Source organism: Pseudomonas sp. BN606 (genome assembly GCF_029873115.1).
GTDB lineage: Bacteria > Pseudomonadota > Gammaproteobacteria > Pseudomonadales > Pseudomonadaceae > Metapseudomonas.
Genome location: NZ_SSOF01000088.1, coordinates 43,903 through 62,501, shown reverse-complemented (window position 1 = coordinate 62,501; position 18,599 = coordinate 43,903). Strand labels below are relative to the sequence as shown.

Here is an 18,599-nt window from a genome sequence, read left to right as displayed (position 1 = left end):
GAACAACAAACGGAGACCGCGATGAAGATGAACTTCGCCCGCATCATGGGCCAGACCGCCCTGCGCTTCGCCGACCAGGAAGCCCTGGTGAACATCGAGCGCAACCGGCGCTATCGCTTCGATGAGCTGCACCGGCTGACCAACCGCATCGTCAACATGATGCGCAGCCGCCTGGACCTGCACCGAGACGATACGGCTCTGTGCATCCTGGAGAACGACAACCTGTCGCTGCTGCATGCCTGGACCGCGTTCAAGGGCGAAGCGGCCATCGCCCATACCAACATCCGCGACTCCCTCGAAGAGCACCGCTGGCAGGTGGAGTTCATCCGACCCAAGGTGGTCTTCATCGAAACCGAACTCCTGGATCGCTACGGCGAGATGCTGCGCCAGAGCGGTACCCGGGTGATCTGCATGGACGTGCCGCCGGCGCGGCATTCCTATGCACGATACTTCTGGGACCTGCTCGAAGGCGTCTCCGATGCAGAACCCGATATCGAATCGGATGCACACCAGGATGTACTGATCTACCGCTTCACCGGCGGCACCACCGGCCGAAGCAAATGCGCGCGCTACACCATCGACAACTGGCTGGCAGCGCGGGACTCCATGTACGCCGACAGCGAGCAGGGCCAGGCTTTCAACGAACGCACTCGGTACCTGCACATCGCCCCCATCAGCCACGGCTCGGGGCTCTCCCTGCTGCCCACGCTGTTCCGTGGCGGCTGCACCGTCACCCAGAACGCCGCCGACCTAAAGGCCTGGTGCCGCAACGTCGAGGCGGAACGCGTCACCACCGCCCTGATGGTGCCGACCCTGGTGGGCTGGCTGGTAGAACTGCCGGAAGCCACCCAGTACGACCTGTCCAGCCTGCAGACCCTTTACTACGGCGCCGCCCCCATGAGCCCGGCCAAGCTGGAGCAGGCCCAGGCTCGTTTCGGTAACATTTTCTTCCAGCTCTATGGCTCCACCGAATGCGCCCAGGCGGTCTGCACCCTGACCAAGGCCGATCATCTGACCGCCATCCAGACCGGCCGCCTGGCCTCCGCCGGACGCCCCACCATCGGCATCGAACTGATGGTCGTAGACGAAAACGGCAAACCGGTCCCGCGCGGTACCACCGGCGAGATCTGGCTGCGTGGCCGCGGCACCATCTCCGGCTACCACAACAACCCGGAAGGCACTGCCGCCGAGTTCCACAACGGTTTCTGGAAGTCCGGCGACCTGGGTTATCTGGACGAGGCTGGTTACCTGTTCATCGTCGACCGCAAGAAGGACGTGATCATCACAGGTGGCTTCAATGTCTATGCGGTGGAAGTGGAAGCGACCCTCAACGCCCATCCGGCCGTGTCCATGTCCGCCGTGGTCGGCGTGCCCCACGACAAATGGGGCGAGGCCGTGCATGCCGAGGTGGTGCTGAAGCCCGGCGTGGTGATCGCGGAGGAGGAGCTGATCGAATGGGTCAAGGAACGCCTGGGCCGATTCAAGGCGCCTAAGTCGGTAACCTTCGTCGATTCGCTACCGGTGAGCGCCGTGGGCAAGGTATTGCGTCGGCAGGTGCGAGAGCGCTATTGGAAGGATCAGGCGCGGCGGGTGTCCTGATCGGCGCCTGGCTGTGCCAAAGCCCCCGGCTCGATGCCGGGGCTTTTTATTGGGGGCAGCTACGTTTGCCCCTTGCTCATGGCCGAACGAGTAGGAGCGAGCTTGCTCGCGAATAGCCCCGAGCACGATATTTGGCGAGCAAGCTCGCTCCTACAAAAGTTGCCCCTCTCCAAAGCTCCCCATCCGGAGTTGACTGGTTGTGCTGGAGCCCCGGCTAGGTACCGAGGCTTTATTGGGGGCAGCTACGTCTGCCCCTTGCTCACGGCCGAACGAGTAGGAACTGCCCCACCCCAAACAAAAAAAAGCGGAACCGACCAGGTCGGTTCCGCCCAACACTCCCCGTCCGGAGTTAACGAATGCCGGCACCCGCCAGGCTATCGGAGGTCCAGCCCTTGTCCGAGGTCAGCTTGTCGGCCACCACAACGCCAGCCTTGCCCGGCCAGACGTTGATGTAATAGGTCCCGGCAATCAGGTCGTAGTGACCGGCAGTGCTGTTGGTGCCGCCGACGTCATACATTTGGGTGAGGTAGCTGAAGCCAGGACGCCACAGTTGCCCGCGGCCGTCGTACTGGTCCACCGCCAGGGCGGTCCAGCTGTCTTCGTCGATGTAGTAGGTGCGCTTGGAGTAGATGTGACGCATGCCCGGCTTGAGGGTCGCCTCTACCACCCAGACGCGGTGTCGTTCCCAGCGCACCAGGTCAGGATTGATGAACTTGGGACCGAACACCTCTTCGGGCTTCTCCGCATAGGTGAAGCGGTAAGTGTTGTACGGAACGTACATTTCCTTCTTGCCCACCAGCTTCCACTCGAAGCGGTCCATCCGGCCGTTGAACAGGTTGATGTCGTCGATGGTGGACATGCCCGAGGTACTGGCGTTCGGGGTGTCGTAGGACAGGTCCGGCGCCAGGCGCACGCGGCGTTGGCCGGGCAGGTACTGATAGGCCTTTCGCCCCCGCTCGGTAGCGGTGTAGTCAAAGGTCATCACCGCTTCGCCGGCACGACGTGCAGGGCCGGTGTAGTTGGCGCGGGCGCGGGTGAGCAGAATGTCGTCGCCACTCTTGGAGACGTCGTAGTACGGCATCTCGTAAGTCCAGCGCCCCTGGGTGGAGGTCACCAATTTGCCCGCCGCGTCGACATTGTAGGCGCCGTACTTGGGTGCGACCCAGGACAGGCCCTGGTAACGCGCCAGGTGGTTGAACATCACCTCGATACCGCGTTTGGGTATCGGGAACGGAACGCCGGCATGAGCCCCCTTGAGGGTCTCGTCGTTGTTGGTCAACGTGGCGCTGGTGGCGTTCTTCAGCGTGTTGTCCAGCACGAACTGCGGATAGCCCACGGTGCGATGCGTCGGGTAGACGTCGAGGCGGTAGCCCGGCAGTTTCTTGATCAGTGCCTTGGTGCCTTCGGTGAGTTTGTCGCCGTGGGTATCGACGTTGCTGGCGTCGATCGAGAACTGCGGCTTCTCTCCGGCGAAGGGGTCCGGGCGAATGCCCTTGCTCTTGTCGAAACCGGGTGGCGGCGTATTCAGGCCGCCGGTGTACGCAGGAATGGTTCCGTCGGCGTTGCCGGCCATTTCGGCCCCGACCGGGGTCAGGGAAGTACCCAGTTGGCTGGCTTCTTCCGCTGTCACTGCTGCATGGAGCACGCCTGCGTGCGCGGCCAGCAGGCTGGCTGCGATCAGGGTTCTTGTCAGTCTAGTCATGTCTCCACCCTCTGAGATTGTGGTTTTGAACGTCTCGTACAGCGCGCCACGCCCCTTGAGGAACAGGTCGTTACCAGCTGGAACGACGGCCGACGCAGGTATGTCGTCGACCTACCTCAGGTCAATGCGGACTTGCCGTACAGGTCCAGGACCACCCCCGTTTCAAACTACCCCGGACCTGATGGCGCAGAGGCATTGCCTGGGGGTGTACTTCTTTCCCGGCAGCGTTTTTTTAACCAAGACTCCCCGCCCCTCGCCCCCCCCTTATTGGCGCATGGAGGGGGGGATGGACGGCCTGTACGAGATGGCGCAAAGAAGGCGCCTGAAGCAGAAACGCCACGCGGTACCCGAAGGCACGGCGTGGCGTTTCTGTACAGGAGAACGGGCTTGTGGCGGCGTTCCCTTCAGGCGGTGGCGACGCGCGTCAGGCGAATACCCGCAGGATGGTCTCGGCCACGCAGGCCGGCTTGGCCGCGCCCTCGATCTCCACGGTCATCTCGTAGGTGATCTGCGCGCCGTTGCCCTCCAGCGGTTCCCAGGACTGCACCTTGAAGTGCCCGCGCAGGCGGCTGTCCACCGGCACCGGCTGGACGAAGCGCACCTTGTTCAGGCCGTAGTTCACGCCCATTTTCACGTTGCGCAGCTCGAAGGCGTTGGTCATGAAGGTTGGCAGCAGGCTGAGGGTCAGGAAGCCATGGGCGATCGGCTTGCCGAAGGGGCCCTTGGCGGCGCGCTCGGGGTCCACGTGGATCCACTGATGGTCGCCTGTGGCTTCGGCAAAGGTGTCAATGCGGGTCTGGTCGATGGTTACCCAATCGCTGGTGCCCACAACTTCACCCACCAGGCCCTGAAGTTCGGCCAGCGTTTCGTAGCTTTTCATTGTTGTCTCCAGATGGTCTGAATGGCTTGGTCAGGCCCGCAGTTCGGCCTGAAGGGCTTTGGCACAGGCCGCCTCATGGCTGTCGCTGCTGCCCAGCAGCAGGTCGGCGACCACGGCGCGCTTGTAGTAGTGCCCCACCAGGTACTCCTCGGTCATGCCGATACCGCCGTGCAGCTGGATGCCCTGCCCGCAGACGAACTTCGCCGCTCGGCCGATCAGCATCTTGGCGCCGGACAGGGTCTTGCGCCGGGTCGGTTCGTCATCGTTGGTCATGGAGGCCAGCGCGGCATGCAGCATCGAGCGCGCAAGCTCCACCTCCGCGGCCATGTCGGCCATGCGGTGCTGCAGGGCCTGGAACGAGCCGATGGGCACCCCGAACTGCTTGCGGACCTTGAGGTAGTCGGCAGTGACTTCGAGGGTCTTCTCCATGCCGCCGATCAGTTCGGCGCACAGTGCAACGATGCCGTGGGCCAGGCCTTCGCGCAGAGCCGGCAGACCTTGGCCCGCCTCGCCCAACAACCCGTCTGCGCCGACCTCGACGCCATCGAAATTGAGCTCTTGCACCCAGGTACCGTCATGCAGCGGCAAAGCCTGGCGCTCCAGCCCCACGGCGTCGGCGTCCACCAGCAGCAGACTGACGCCTGCAGTGCCTTCGATCCGTGCGGAAACGATGAAGGCATGGGCATCGTGCGCGCCCAGCACCAGGCTCTTGAGCCCATGCAAGATAAAGCCGTCGCCACTACGTTCGGCGCGCAGGGTCACCGGCTCGGGCATGCCGCGCGAGCCGGGTTCACTATAGGCCAGGGCGATGCGGCAGGTACCCTCCGCCAGTTGCGGCAGCCAGCGCGCCTGCTGTTCGGGGTTGGCGGCAGCCGCAAGGGTCTGTGCAGCCAGCACTGCGCAGCCCAGATAAGGCTCCAGTACCAGGCCACGACCCAGCTCCTGGGCAATGATCGCGGTTTCCAGAGGCGAGCCACCGAGCCCGCCGTGTTCCTCAGGCAGCGCCGCCATCAGCCAGCCGTTGGCGGCAAACATGCCCCAGTGCTCGGCGCTGCCGTTCTTCCCGGCCTTCAGCAGGGCGGTGCGCGCCTCGAAGCTGTAGGCCTTGTCGATGTAACGGCGCACGCTGTCCTGCAACAGCTGCTGTTCCGAAGTGAGTTCGAAATCCATGCCGGTGTCCTGCTATCAGAGTTGGAACAACAACTTGGCGATGATGCCGCGCTGCACTTCGCTGGTGCCGCCATAGATGGTCGAGGCCCGGCGCAGGAACATGTCGTTCGAAATGCCGCGCGCCAGCCGTTGCAGCGGATATGGCTGCTCCGGGTCCGCCTCGTGTGGATGCGGATAGGCGATGGCGCCGTAGTCCCCCAGGGCCTCGATCTGCGTCTCGGTGATGCGTTGCTGCAGCTCCGTAGCGCGGACCTTGAGCATCGAACCGAGACTGTGTGAGGCCGGGTTGTGCTGCTGTTCCAGGCGAGCCACGCGCTGGACCAGCATTTCCATGGCCTGCAGCTCGGCATCCAGCCGCGCCAGCTTCAAGGCGAACTCCGGACGCTCGCAGAGCAGTTGGTCGCCCACGTGCAACGTGGCGGCGATCAGCCGCAGCTCGCGCATGTAACGCTTGAGCTCGGGCAGGTCGGCGGTGGTGGCGTGCTCGTTGTTGAGCAGGAACTTGGTGATGCTCCAACCTTGCCCTTCGGCGCCGATCAGGTTGCGCACCGGAACCCGCACGTTGTCGAAGAAGGTCTCGTTCAGGTGATGGGCATCGTCGATGCTGCGGATCGGACGCACGGTGACCCCGGGCGACTTCATGTCCACCAGCAGGAAACTGATACCGGCCTGCTTCTTCACTTCCGTGTCGGTGCGCACCAACAGGAAGATCCAGTCGGCTTGGTGGGCATAGCTGGTCCAGGTCTTCTGGCCGTTCACCACATAGTGGTCGCCCTCACGCACCGCACGGGTGCGCAACGAGGCCAGGTCGGAACCGGAACCCGGTTCGGAGAAACCCTGGCACCACAGGCGCTCGCCGTTGAAGACGGCCGGCAAGTGCTCGGCCTTCTGCTCTGGAGTGGCGAACGCATTGAGTACCGGCCCGAGCATCTTCTGCACGAAGGCATCCTGGGTCGGCGTGCCGGCCGCGCTGCATTCGTCATCGAAGACCAGGATCTGCGGAACCGACCAGCCGGTGCCACCGTGTTCCTTCGCCCAGTAGGGCGCGCCCCAGCCACGTTCGTTGAGCAGTTTCTGCCAGCGCATGATCTGCTCGCGCGGCGAGCGGGTGCAACGCTGCTGGCCTTTCAGCTCATCCGGGATCTCCCGGAGGAACTGCCGGACCTCGTCACGGAAAGCTGCGAGGCTGGCGTCAGGTTGAAAATCCATCAGGTTTCCCCTGTCAGTCCTTGCGGTACATGGTCACCACGCAGGCGCCACCGATACCGATGTTGTGCTGCAGGGCGATGCGCGCGCCCTCTACCTGGCGCTGCTCGGCCTGGCCGCGCAGCTGCTGGACCAGCTCGGTGCACTGGGCGAGGCCAGTCGCGCCGATGGGGTGCCCCTTGGACAGCAGGCCACCGGAGGGGTTGACCACATAGCGGCCGCCATAGGTGTTGTCGCCGTCGTCGACGAACTTCTGCGCACCACCTTCCGGGCACAGCCCCAGGGATTCGTAGGTCAGCAGTTCATTCTGGGCGAAGCAGTCGTGCAGTTCGACCACGTCCACTTCATCTGCACCAATGCCGGCCATTTCGTAAACCTGGCGAGCGGCCGCGCGGGACATCGAGAAGCCTGCCACATCACGCATGTCGCCGGACTTGAAGGTCTCCGCGCCATCGGTGGTCAGCGCCTGGCCGGCAATCGACACGCTGCGATCCAGCCCGTGCTTCTGCGCGTAAGCCTCGCTGCACAGCACCACAGCGGCAGCGCCACAAGTGGGCGGGCATGCCATCAGGCGGGTCATGACTTCCGGCCAGACCACCTGGTCGGCCATCACTTCCTCGGTGGTGACCACTTTGCGGAACACGGCCTTGGGGTTGTTCGCCGCATGGCGGCTGGCCTTGGCGCGAATCTTGGCGAAGGTTTCCAGCGGCGTGCCGAAGCGTTTCATGTGCTCGACACCGGCGCTACCGAAGATGCGCAGGGCGGCGGGAATCTCGGCGGCACCGGGAATCGCCTCGTTGCACTGCTCGAGGAACAGCTCCAGCGGACTGGGTCGATCAGCGAAGGCGCTGTTGATGGCACCGGGAATCATCTGCTCGAAACCGAAGGCCAGGACAATGTCCACCATGCCGCTGCTGATCGCCTGGTTGGCCAGGTACAGCGCTGACGAGCCGCTGGCGCAGTTGTTGTTCACGTTGAGCACCGGAATGCCGGTCATGCCCACGTTGTAGAGGACACGCTGGCCGCAGGTGGAATCACCGAAGACATAGCTGGCATAAGCCTGCTGGATAGACTCGTAGCCCACGCCCGCGTCCGCCAGGGCCAGGCGTACGGCCTGCTCCCCCATGACCGCGTAGGTTTCGCTCTGGCCGGGCTTCACGAAGGGGATCATGCCTACACCGGCGACGACGACTTTCTGCCTCATGTCTTTCTCCTCATCTGTGGGTATCCCGCAGGCGCCAGTGGCGCTCACCCGGCGGTCGCGCCGGACGGCAGGTTCTTGAGCATCAAGGATAGGCATCCCCTCCTGCGGCCCGCCCCTCCCCATTTGGATAGCCCTCCGGGCAGGCATCCCTCCCCGGCCGGGTTCCGTCGTGACAACCAGGTACGGATGAACCGGGGCACGTTAGCGGATGCGGGTAGCAGCAGCAGTGGCAATGGACGCCAGGCGTAGTGGTTTATGGCGCCGGGGACGGACGGTGCGAAGGCGTGGCCACCGTCCTGCAGGGGCGAATTCATTCGCCAAGCGGGACACAGTCCTGCCCCGTGGGAGCGAATCCATTCGCGAAATGTCAGGTCGCCGGACGCACCGCGCCCCGGTAGGGCAACCCTTCCTTGGCCAGGAAACGGCGAACCGCCTCGGCGTGGTAGCGGCTCGCACCGCACAGCGACTGGGCAGCGGCCTCGAACTGGTTCATGGCCTGGCGGTCGGTCTCGAACGAACGGTTGAGCAATGTCTTGGCCATGCCCAGCGCATCCGCCGGGGCTTCGTCGAATTGCATGGCGAACTGCAAGGCGCTATCCAGCAACTGCCCTTCCGGAATCAACGCCTGGGCCAGGCCCAGCGCCACGGCCTGCTCAGCATCGATGGGACGTGCGGAGAAAATGATCTCCTTGGCTTTGGCCAAACCCACCAGGCGCGGCAGCACATGCAACATGGACAGGTCCGGCACCAGGCCGAGACTGAGGAAAGTCGGCAGCAGCCGGGCTCGTGGCGTGACGAAGATGAAGTCCGCCGCCAGGGCCAGGGAGAACCCCGCCCCCACGGCGGCACCGTCCACTGCGGCGATGACCGGTTTCTCCATGTCGATCAGCCCACAGAACCAATCGTGAAAGCCCAGCACCAGGTTGCGTCCGGCAAAGGCCCCATCCTCCCCCTCCTCCAGGCTGCCCAGGTCGAAGCCGGAGCAGAAAGACCCACCCGCGCCGGTCAGAACCACCGAGCGTACCGAGCGGTCCTCCCGCGCAGCCTTCACGGCCGCTGGCAAGGCTCGGTTGATAGCCGCTTCGAAGGCATTCCTCTTCTGCGGCCGGTTCAGGGTGATTAGCGCCGTCTTGCCGATCTTCTCGTAGAGCACTGCACTGTCAGTCACGTCCATTTTCCTCCTGATAAGACGACGAGCCGTAGGAGCCAGCTTGCTGGCGAAAGGGTCCGTATTCGCTGGCAAGCCAACTCCTACAGGAAGTTTCGATCCCGGCCTTACAGGTGGCGGGCGATGATTACCTTCTGAATATGGCTGGTGCCCTCGTAGATCTTTGTCACCCGGACGTCGCGACAGTAGCGCTCCACTGGGAAGTCACTGAGGTAGCCGTAGCCGCCATGAATCTGCAACGCATCGGAGCAGACCTTTTCGGCCATCTCGCTGGCGAACAGCTTGGCCATGGAGGCCTCCTTGGCGCAGTGCACACCCGCAAAGTGCAATCGGGCCGCATGCAGTGTGAAATGCTGGGCGACCTCGAACTGGGTGGCCATGTCGGCCAGGTCGAAGGCCACGCCTTGCAGGTTGATGATCGGCGAGCCATAGGCTTCACGCTCGTTGGCGTACTTCACGGCCGCTTCCAGGGCGGCGCGGGCGCCTCCCACGGCCACCGCGGCGATACCGATGCGGCCTTCGGAGAGGGTCGCCATGAGGCGCTTGTAGGCAGTGCCTTCATCAGCCAGCAGGTTCTCCGCCGGCACCCGGCAGTTGTCCAGCTGGATCGCCGCCACATGGGCCGAGCGCTGGCCCATCTTGCTCTCCACACGGGTCACGGTGTAGCCGGGCTCGCGCGGGTCGATGATGAACATGCTGGGGCCCTTGCGGCCTTCCGGGGTCTCGGTCACCGCCGCGATGGCGAAGGCGATGCCGGCCTCGTTGCCGTTGGAGATGAACTGCTTGCTGCCATTGAGCACGTAGCAGTCACCCTCGCGGCGAGCGGTCGTGCGGAACGCGGCGGTGTCAGAGCCGGCCTGCGGCTCTGTCAGCAGGCCCGCGGCAATCAGCTCGCCGGAGATCATTCCGGCCAGGTATTTCTCTTTCTGCCGCTCAGTGCCGAAGCGATTGAGCATGTCGGTCATGCCGTTGTGGACATGAAGAATGGTGGCGAAACCGGCGTCGGCTGCAGCGAACTCCTGGATGGCCAGGCAGTACTCGGGGAAGGACATGCCCGAACCGCCGGCTTCCACGGGAACCTGCATGCCGAGGAAGCCGAGATCGGCCACCGCCTTCAGCTCGTCGCGGGGCCAGGCGCCAGTGCGGTCGCGCTCGGCGGCCGTGGCTGCCACCACTTCCTGGGCCACCTTGCGGGCGGCGTCGCGGATCATGATTTCCTGCTCACTCAGGAATGCTGCGGATGTATCGCTCATATGCTTCCTCTTGACCTGGGTCGAAGTTCCGATGCCTTGCGCTGCAACCGCCGCCGACCGGACGCCGCCCGGATCGATCCGGCGGAACGCGTCACGCGGACGGTCGCTACTTGGCGCAATGTCCGCAGCATGGAGGCGACGACTCCGCGTCCGCGCCTCCCCTCTCGGTAGGGGAAACTCGCCCGGGAGGACGTCCAGCTACTTCAGCAACCCCTGCTGGCGCGCCAGGGAAATGGCCGCATAGCGACTCGACACACCCAGCTTCGCGAGGATGTTCTTCACGTTCCACTTCACTGTGCCGAAGGTGATGTTGAGCGTCAGGGCAATGCGCTTGTTGGACATTGCCTGCGCCACCAGCCCGAGGATCTCCAGTTCGCGCGGAGTCAGGCTGGCGCGCGGAGCCTGGGCCACCACACGTGTCGGCAAGATCGACGGCAACGGCTCGGCGTCCGGCTCGTCGTACGCAAGGAGGCGGTCCAGGTAGACGGCCTCTGGGGCTTCGGGCGGACACTCAGCACGCCATTGCAGCAACCGCTCGACCACCACCCGGCCTTCGTCCAGTACGGTACGAACCAGTCCGTGCCGGGCGGCAACTGCCATGGCGGACTGAAGGTTTTCATCGGCTTCACGTCGCTGGCCAAGCTCGTCATGGGCCAAGGCCGCGAGCAGCCTGACCTTGACCAGGGTACGCGCCCGCCCTGACTTCTCGGCGCACTCCCGTACCGTCGCCAGCCCCTCCAGCGCCCAGCCCGGATCGCGTCCGGCCAACGCCAGCCGTGCCCGGGCGAAGGTGGCAATCTGCGCGATCTCATTGCGCATTTCGGCGGTCGTCCGCTGGGCCGTTTCGAGATCGGCCAGGCGCGATACCAGCGCCGTGGCGCGACGCAGCTCTCCCTGCTCCAGGAGCATCCGGACCTGCTCGGCCAGCATCAGCGCCAGCAGACGATCCAGGCCCAGTACATGGAAATGCGCCGCCTGCGCCTCGAGGAAATCCAGGGCTGCCTGGAACGACTCGCGCTGCACCGCAATACGGGCGCGGCAGATCGAGGCACGGGCCATCACATCCGGCATGGAGGAGCGCAGGATGCCGCTGCGATTGGCCAGCACCCGCAGGGCGTCGTCGAGGCGGTCCAGTTCGTAATAGGCATCGCAGAGCGTGGCGGCACACAGGTTGGCGGACACTGAACCGCGCCCGTAGCTCTCTTCCGCCCGGGCGAGAATGCTCGACCCCAGGCGTTCTGCCTCCAGGGCGTCTCCGGACCTGAGGCTCGTCAGGGCACGTGTGCTTTCGAAGACCATGGCCATGTCATTGTCACGGTCCTCGATATGGACCGGATGCTGTTCGTGCAAGCGGCGGGCGTCATCGAAGCGACCTACCGCCAGATAGGCAGTGACCAGACCCGAGAGACTGATGTAGTGCAGCGAATGGTTGTCCAGTGACACCTGGTGGGCCGGCTCCAGCAGTCCGATGACCCGCCGGGGCTGGTCCAGTTGCAGAGCGATCGCGGCATCCGCCAGGACCAGCTTCGACGATACCGCCGGATTGCGTGCCGCCTCCGTGCGGCGTATCTGCTCGAGCCAGCGCTGCGCCTTGTCCGGCCGCGCGGTGAAGGCGTAAGTCAGGCAACCCATGATGAACAGCCGTGGATGAGCGAAGAGGACCTCCTGCGGCAATCGTTCCAGCAGATGCAGCATCGGACTTACGTAGGCCATGCTCCAGGTGGTCGAGGCCGCTTCCTCCATGGCCTCCAGCGCATAATCCAGGTCACCGCCCAGGTTGGCGTGACGCACGGCTTCCACCAGGTAGTCATGCTCGGCGAACCACTGGCTGCCGCGCCGGTGCAACGTTTGGACTTCAGCGGCCCCGTGGGTGGCCAGGCGTTGCACCAGAAACTCGCCGAACAGCGGATGGAAGCGATACCAGGGCGTGCTGTCGTCTGACTCGATGCGGTAGATCAGCAGGTTCTCGTCCTCGGCCCGCTTCATCAACTCCGGTGCGCGCGAGCTCGCGGTGACGAACTCGGCGAGATCGGCATTGAAGCGCCGGAAGATCGAAACCTTCTCCATGAACCCGATCAGCTCGGGCGGCAGGCAGGCCACCACGTCCTCGGCCAGATAGGCCTGCAAGTCGCTGGACTTGGCGAGGATCGAGCGCAACTGAGTACGTTTCGTCGGCCGCGCCCGCAGCATGGTGGCGATCGGTTGCAGGCTGGCCGGCCAGCCACTGGTCAGGTCATGGATCAGGTGCTCTTCATCGGCGCTGAGCTTCAGGGTGCCGAGGTTCTGCTGGAAGAAGTCGCGGGTTTCGTCCAGGTCGAAGGGCAGTTCGGCGAAGTCGATCTCCGCCAGGTGGCCCTGCATGCGCAGGCGCCCGAGGCTGAGCGGCGGCGTTGTCCGCGACGCGATGGCGATATGCAGGTTGGCCGGACAGTGATCCAGCAGCTTCTGCATCAACCGGTGGGCGGCCGGCGCTTCCACATGGTGGAAGTCATCCATCAACAGGTGCAGTTCCCGGCCAACGGTTTCCGCAGCGCGAGTCACGATAGCCACCAGGGCAGTGATCGATTGCTCGGTGCCATCGCTGTGCAGCCACTCCTGCTCAATGCGGATGCCCAGGCGCTTCAGGGCCGCCAGCAGGTAGACGAGAAAACTCGCGAACTGCCGGTCGTCAACGCTGAAGGAGATCCAGGCCACATCCAGCCCGGACTTCATCAGTTCCAGGCGCCATTGGGCGAGCAGGATGGTCTTGCCGAATCCCCCGCCCCCGGTGATCAGGGTCGCGCTGCACTGCTGGGCCTCGCGCAGGCGGGCCAGCAAGTGCGCACGGGAAATGTGCCGGGCATTGAGGCGCGGGGGCGAGAACTTGGTCGCGACCAGCAGGTCGTCGGCATTGATGACTGATGTATGCATATTGGCTTTCTCCGCCCTTGTACTTGTTCGAGACGGTCCGGCCCTGCTCCAAACGGGACCAGGTGTGGGCTTCACCCGGCTTCAGGCATTGCCCGGACGTCGCCTGCATCCTGCTACAACCGGGTGGAAGTCGACCCCGTCCGCAACGGGGGGGGAGCTGCGCCGACGGCCTCGCGTAAGTTCGAATCCAGGCAGAAACGCCATTTGCATTGCTATCGAGGAGCTGAGATGAGCGAGTCCGTTTCTTTTGAGGTGAAGGGTCAGGTGGGTTGGATCACCCTGACGCGCCCGAAAGCCATGAACGCCCTGAACCGGGACATGCTGGAGGCCATGATTGCCCGCCTGCAGGCCTGGGAAGACGATGCCGGCGTGCGCGTGATCGCGCTGACCGCAACCGGTCCGGCCTTCTGCGCCGGCGCCGACCTCAAGGCCAGCGGCACGCCCCAGCCGGGTGAGCCCGACCTGCTGGACACCATCGTCGCCTTCTTCGACCTGCTGCGCGTCTATCCGAAGCCGGTAATCGCCGCCGTCAACGGCCTTGCGCTCGCCGGTGGCCTGGAGACCGTGCTCTGCTGCGACTTCGTTATCGCCGCCCAGAGCGCCCGTTTCGGCGATGCGCACTCCAACTTCGGCGTGTTCCCCGGTGGCGGCGGTGCCGCTGTGCTGCCGCGCAAGATCCCGGAAAACATCGCCAAGTACATGCTGTTTACCGGCGACTCCCTGCCGGCCCAGGACATGAAGCAGTACGGCCTGGTCAGCGAAGTGGTAGCCGATGCCGAGCTGGTGGACCGCGTGCAGGCCATCGGCGACAAGCTGGCCGACAAGAGCCCGCTGGTACTGCGGCGCATGAAGAAGGTCGCCAACGAAGCCGGCGACAAGTCGCGCGCCGATGCCCTGCGCCAGGAGCTCCTGGAGCTGCGCAATCACCAGCGCTCCTACGACATGGCCGAAGGCGTGCGCGCCTTCGCCGAGAAGCGCAAGCCGGACTTCAAGGGCTACTGATCCCCCGCCCACAACCAGATAGCCATGATCTGGCGAGCTAGAGCAGCTATGCCGACGTGCAGCAGATCATGAAGGAGTAAAGATGGAAAACGTTTACATCGTGGGCGTCGGAATGACCGCCTTCGGCCGTCACACCGACAAAACCATCAAGCAACTGACCGCCTGGGCGGTGGAAGACGCCCTGAAGGACGCCGGTTGTGACCGCAAATGGGTCCAGGTCGGTTTCTTCGGCAACTGCACCCAGGGCCACTTCGATGGCCAGCACATGATTCGCGGCCAGGTAGCGTTGCTGCCGCTGGGCCTGGACGGCATCCCGATCTTCAACATCGAGGGCGCCTGCGCCTCTTCCAGCCATGCCTTCAGCCTGGCGGTCACCCAACTGCGCGCCGGCGCCGCTGACGTGGCCATCGCCGTGGGCGCGGAAAAGATGTTCTACAGCGACAAAATGAAGATGTTCTCCGCCTTCGAGTCCGCCTGGGACATCGAGACTTTCGAGGAAAACAAGAACTACCTTGCCGCCATGGGCAAGGGCATCGTGCCGCCGCCCGGTTCCCAGTCGGAGAAGCCCTACAGCCCCTTCATGGACGTCTACGCGGCCCTCGGCCGTGGCGGCCTGATGGAGCGCTATGGCATCACCCAGCGCCAGCTGGCGGCCGTTTCCTCGAAGAACCACGGCCACTCGGTGCACAACGAACGCTCGCAGTACCGCAATGCCATGAGCATCGAGGAAATCCTCGCCGCACCGCCGATCACCTACCCCATCACCCTACCGATGTGCTCGCCCATCTCCGATGGTGCCGCCGCCGCTATCCTCTGCACCGAATCGGCGCTGAAGAAGTACGGCTTCGACAAGAGCCGCGCTATCAAGGTGCTGGCCAGCGTGGTGCGTTCGGCTTCGGCCCGCGCCGCCGAGGACTTCGACAAGGGCTGCACCCACCTGGCCGGCAAGGCCGCCTTCGAGCAGGCCGGCATTTCCCCACAGGACGTTGACGTGGCCGAGGTGCACGACGCCACCGCCATCGGCGAACTGCTCGCCATCGAGGCCCTGGGCCTCTGCGAGCCGGGCATGAGCGGCGTGATGGCCGAGCGCGGCGATTTCAGCCTGGGCGGCAAGCTGCCGGTCAACCCGTCGGGTGGCCTGGAATCCAAGGGCCACCCCATCGGCGCCACCGGCATCGGCCAGATCTTCGAACTGGTCGAGCAACTGCGCGGCGACTGCGGCAAGCGCCAGGTCGAAGGCGCCCGTATCGCCCTGCAGGGCAACGGCGGCGGCCTCTGGCGCGTCGAGGAATCGACCGAGCACGTCGGCATCTTCGCCCGCACCTGACCCTTTGCGGAGATCGGCGACCAGGAGAATCCACGCGCTCTCCCCGCCGTTCTCCCTCCTACTACGCTTCAAGAGAGGATATACAGCATGACTATTCGCTTTGATGATCGCGTCGCCATCGTCACCGGCGCCGGCAATGGCCTGGGGCGCGTCCACGCCCTTGAACTGGCTGCCCGCGGCGCCAAGGTAGTGATCAACGATTTCGGCGGCAGCCGCGACGGTTCCGGTAGCTCATCCGACGCAGCCCTGGCCGTGGTCGAGGAAATCCGCCAGGCCGGTGGTACCGCCATTGCCAACGGCGCCAACGTGGCCGACTACGAGCAGGTCCAGGCGCTGGCCAAGCAGACGGTCGAAACCTTCGGCCGCGTCGACATCCTGATCAACAACGCTGGCATCTTGCGCGACAAGTCCTTCACCAAGATGGAGATGGCCGACTTCAACGCCGTGGTCAACGTCCACCTGATGGGTTCGGTGAACTGCACCAAGGCCGTCTGGGACCTGATGCGCGAGCAGAACTACGGCCGCATCCTGATGACCACCTCCGCAGCCGGCCTGTTCGGCAACTTCGGCCAGGCCAACTACGGTGCCGCCAAGATGGCCCTGGTGGGTCTGATGAACATGCTCGCCATCGAAGGCCGCAAGAACAACATCCTGGTCAACACCCTCGCGCCCATGGCCGCCACCCGCATGACCGCGGACGTGATGCCGGAAGAGCTGCTCAAGGCCAGCCGCCCCGAGCAGGTCACCCCGGGTGCCCTGTTCCTGGTCAGCGAGAACGCACCGACCAAGCTGATTCTCGGCGCCGGCGCCGGCGTGTTCTCTGCCGTACGCATGGAAGAAACAGCACCGGTTTACATCAACGACGCCGAGCTGTCGCCGGAAGCCATCGAAGCGCACCTTGCGCAGATTACTGACTGGAACAGCGCCGGCCCGCGCAACGACGCCAACCAGCAGGTGCAGTTGTTCGTCGACGCCGCCATGAAAGGCATCAAGGGCGCCTGATCCCGCGCTGGACGAAGCCCCGCGGGCCTTGTACAAGGCCCGCGGGGCCTGCAGGCTAATCGCCGGATACCCGGCCCGTCCGGGGTACAGGAGGGAGAACAACAATGACGACAAAAATGAATTTCGCCCGGACCATGGGCAACCTCGCCTTGCGATTCGCCGACCGCGAGGCGCTGGTGAACATCGAGCGCAAACGCCGCTACACCTTCCGCGAGCTGCATTCACTCACCAACCGCATCGCCAATATGCTGCGCGAGCGCCTTGGCCTGCAGCGTGGCGACGTCTACCTGTGCATCCTGGACAACGACAACCTGTCCCTGGTGCATGCCTGGACCTCCATGAAGGGCGAGGCGGCAGGTGCCTACACCAACTTCCGCGACTCCCTGGAGGAACACCGCTCGCAGATCGCCCTGATCCGCCCCAAGGCCGTGTTCCTGGAGAACCCGTTGCTGGAACGCTACTTCGACATGCTTCACGAGCAAGGCATCCAGGTGGTGTGCATGGACCCGCCGGCCCAGCCCCGTGACGGCCTCCTGTATTTCTGGGACCTGCTCGAAGGCGTCTCCGACGCGACACCGGACATCGCCCACGAAACCCAGAACGACGTGGTGTCCTATCGCTTCACCGGCGGCACCACTGGCGTCAGCAAGTGCGTGCCCTACACCATGGACAACTGGCTCGCGCTGCGCGACTCCATGTACATGGAGAACGAGCAGCCCTATCAGCCTGATACCCGCTTCCTGCACATGGCCCCCATCAGCCACGGCTCTGGCCTCGGCCTGCTGCCAACCCTGTTCCGGGGTGGCTGCACCCTGACCCAGAACGTGCCGGACCTGGCCCAGCTGTGCCGGAACATCGCCGCCGAGCGGGTCACCATGACCCTCCTGGTGCCGACCATGATCTACCGGCTGCTGGAAATGCCGGAAGCCACCGACTACGACCTCTCCTCGCTACAAACCCTGGCCTACGGCGCCGCGCCCATGAGCCCGGCCAAGCTGCGCCAGGCCCAGGAACGCTTCGGCAACATATTCATGCAGATCTACGGCGCCACCGAGTGCCTGCACGCCGTGGCCATCCTCGGCAAGGCCGACCACCAGGGCGCCTCCGACAGCCAGATCGGCTCTGCCGGGCGCATCGCCGCCGGTGCCGAAGTGATCATCGTCGACGACGACGGTAAGCCCCTGGAACAGGGCGCTACCGGCGAACTCTGGGTACGCTCCCGCGGTACCGTTTCCGGCTACTTCGGCAACCCGGAGGCCAGCGCCGCCGAGTTCGTCGATGGCTTCTGGAAGTCCGGCGACCTCTGCTACCTCGACGACCAGGGTTTCCTGCACCTGGTGGACCGCAAGAAAGACATGATCATCACCGGCGGCTTCAACGTGTACGCCGTCGAGGTAGAAGCCGCCCTCAATGCCCACCCGGCCGTATCCAACTCGGCGGTGGTTGGCGTTCCCCACGAGGAATGGGGCGAGGCGCTGCACGCGGAAGTGGTGCTCAAGGCTGGCCAGGAAGTCTCGCCGGAGGTGCTTATCGAACACGTCAAGGGCAGCCTGGGCCGCTTCAAGGCGCCCAAGTCGATCCTCTTCGTCGAAGCACTGCCGGTAAGCGTGGTGGGCAAGGTGCTGCGCCGCCAGGTACGGGAGAAATACTGGAAGGACAAGGCCCGCCGCGTGTCCTGAGGTCCACCAGCGGTTTGAAGATTACCCTCGCTTGATGCCTCGATGTGTCCCATTCCGAATAGGGGCCATCGGGGCTTTTTTATGGGTATTCATCGATGGGTTTCACAAGCTCGTGGAACATCGCCCGCCCCCTTCACGGAACTGCCCTGTAGGAGCGAATTCATTCGCGAAATGGCGGGGCAGCGCGCCAACCAATGGCAGCCCTCACCCCAACCGTCTCCCCGAGGAAAAGAGGGTTGTCCGTGCCGGCGTTCAGCCTGGGCACAGCCCTGTAGGGGCGATTTCAATCGCCAAGCAGGACCCAGTCCTGCCCTGTAGGAGCGAATTCATTCGCGAAATGGCGGGGCAGCGTGCCGGCCAATGGACGCCCTCACCCGAAGCCTCTCCCCGAGGGAAAGTGGGTTGTCCGTGCCGGCGTTCAGCCTGGGCACAGCCCTGTAGGGGCGATTTCAATCGCCAAGCAGGACCCAGTCCTGCCCTGTAGGAGCGAATTCATT

Annotated in this window: 13 protein-coding genes; 5 read left to right on the top strand and 8 right to left on the bottom strand. The window is 64.4% G+C overall.

Annotated features, from left to right (window positions below; translation table 11 throughout):
- The first annotated feature begins 21 nt into the window (after nt 1-21).
- Nucleotides 22-1,599: an AMP-binding protein gene (locus E8E75_RS28620; RefSeq protein ID WP_153920177.1), complete on the top strand. Its 1,578-nt coding sequence runs from the start codon at nt 22-24 to the stop codon at nt 1,597-1,599.
- Between the two features lie 349 nt (nt 1,600-1,948).
- Here E8E75_RS28620 and E8E75_RS28615 read toward each other — a convergent pair whose 3' ends face one another.
- The 8 genes from E8E75_RS28615 to E8E75_RS28580 all read right to left on the bottom strand — a co-directional run bounded on the left by E8E75_RS28615 (nt 1,949) and on the right by E8E75_RS28580 (nt 13,092).
- Nucleotides 1,949-3,301, bottom strand: a complete 1,353-nt coding sequence (locus E8E75_RS28615; protein WP_153919626.1) for a DUF1329 domain-containing protein — start codon at nt 3,299-3,301, stop codon at nt 1,949-1,951.
- Between the two features lie 424 nt (nt 3,302-3,725).
- Nucleotides 3,726-4,181 (bottom strand): MaoC family dehydratase, encoded by a 456-nt coding sequence (locus tag E8E75_RS28610; protein ID WP_153919623.1) that lies wholly within the window; start codon nt 4,179-4,181, stop codon nt 3,726-3,728.
- A gap of 30 nt (nt 4,182-4,211) precedes the next feature.
- A complete protein-coding gene (locus E8E75_RS28605) occupies nt 4,212-5,351 on the bottom strand; it encodes an acyl-CoA dehydrogenase family protein (RefSeq protein WP_153919620.1) in 1,140 nt (379 codons plus the stop codon).
- Between the two features lie 15 nt (nt 5,352-5,366).
- A complete protein-coding gene (locus tag E8E75_RS28600) occupies nt 5,367-6,560 on the bottom strand; it encodes an acyl-CoA dehydrogenase family protein (protein ID WP_153919617.1) in 1,194 nt (397 codons plus the stop codon).
- A gap of 13 nt (nt 6,561-6,573) precedes the next feature.
- Nucleotides 6,574-7,761: a lipid-transfer protein gene (locus E8E75_RS28595; protein ID WP_153919613.1), complete on the bottom strand. Its 1,188-nt coding sequence runs from the start codon at nt 7,759-7,761 to the stop codon at nt 6,574-6,576.
- 367 nt (nt 7,762-8,128) lie between these two features.
- Nucleotides 8,129-8,935 (bottom strand): enoyl-CoA hydratase/isomerase family protein, encoded by an 807-nt coding sequence (locus E8E75_RS28590; RefSeq protein ID WP_153919610.1) that lies wholly within the window; start codon nt 8,933-8,935, stop codon nt 8,129-8,131.
- A gap of 101 nt (nt 8,936-9,036) precedes the next feature.
- A complete protein-coding gene (locus tag E8E75_RS28585) occupies nt 9,037-10,182 on the bottom strand; it encodes an acyl-CoA dehydrogenase family protein (RefSeq protein WP_153919607.1) in 1,146 nt (381 codons plus the stop codon).
- 198 nt (nt 10,183-10,380) lie between these two features.
- Nucleotides 10,381-13,092 carry a LuxR C-terminal-related transcriptional regulator gene (locus E8E75_RS28580; protein WP_153919604.1) on the bottom strand — a complete coding sequence of 904 codons (2,712 nt, stop codon included), beginning with the start codon at nt 13,090-13,092 and terminating at the stop codon, nt 10,381-10,383.
- Between the two features lie 228 nt (nt 13,093-13,320).
- On the opposite strand from E8E75_RS28580, the gene E8E75_RS28575 reads away from it, so the two are divergent.
- The 4 genes from E8E75_RS28575 to E8E75_RS28560 all read left to right on the top strand — a co-directional run bounded on the left by E8E75_RS28575 (nt 13,321) and on the right by E8E75_RS28560 (nt 18,102).
- Complete coding sequence (locus tag E8E75_RS28575; protein ID WP_153919601.1) at nt 13,321-14,094, top strand: enoyl-CoA hydratase/isomerase family protein; 774 nt, start codon at nt 13,321-13,323, stop codon at nt 14,092-14,094.
- 82 nt (nt 14,095-14,176) lie between these two features.
- Nucleotides 14,177-15,421: a thiolase family protein gene (locus tag E8E75_RS28570; RefSeq protein WP_153919597.1), complete on the top strand. Its 1,245-nt coding sequence runs from the start codon at nt 14,177-14,179 to the stop codon at nt 15,419-15,421.
- 87 nt (nt 15,422-15,508) lie between these two features.
- Nucleotides 15,509-16,423, top strand: coding sequence for an SDR family NAD(P)-dependent oxidoreductase (locus E8E75_RS28565; RefSeq protein WP_153919594.1), 915 nt, complete (start codon nt 15,509-15,511; stop codon nt 16,421-16,423).
- A gap of 104 nt (nt 16,424-16,527) precedes the next feature.
- Nucleotides 16,528-18,102, top strand: a complete 1,575-nt coding sequence (locus tag E8E75_RS28560) for an AMP-binding protein (RefSeq protein WP_256673019.1) — start codon at nt 16,528-16,530, stop codon at nt 18,100-18,102.
- The last annotated feature ends 497 nt before the right edge of the window (nt 18,103-18,599 follow it).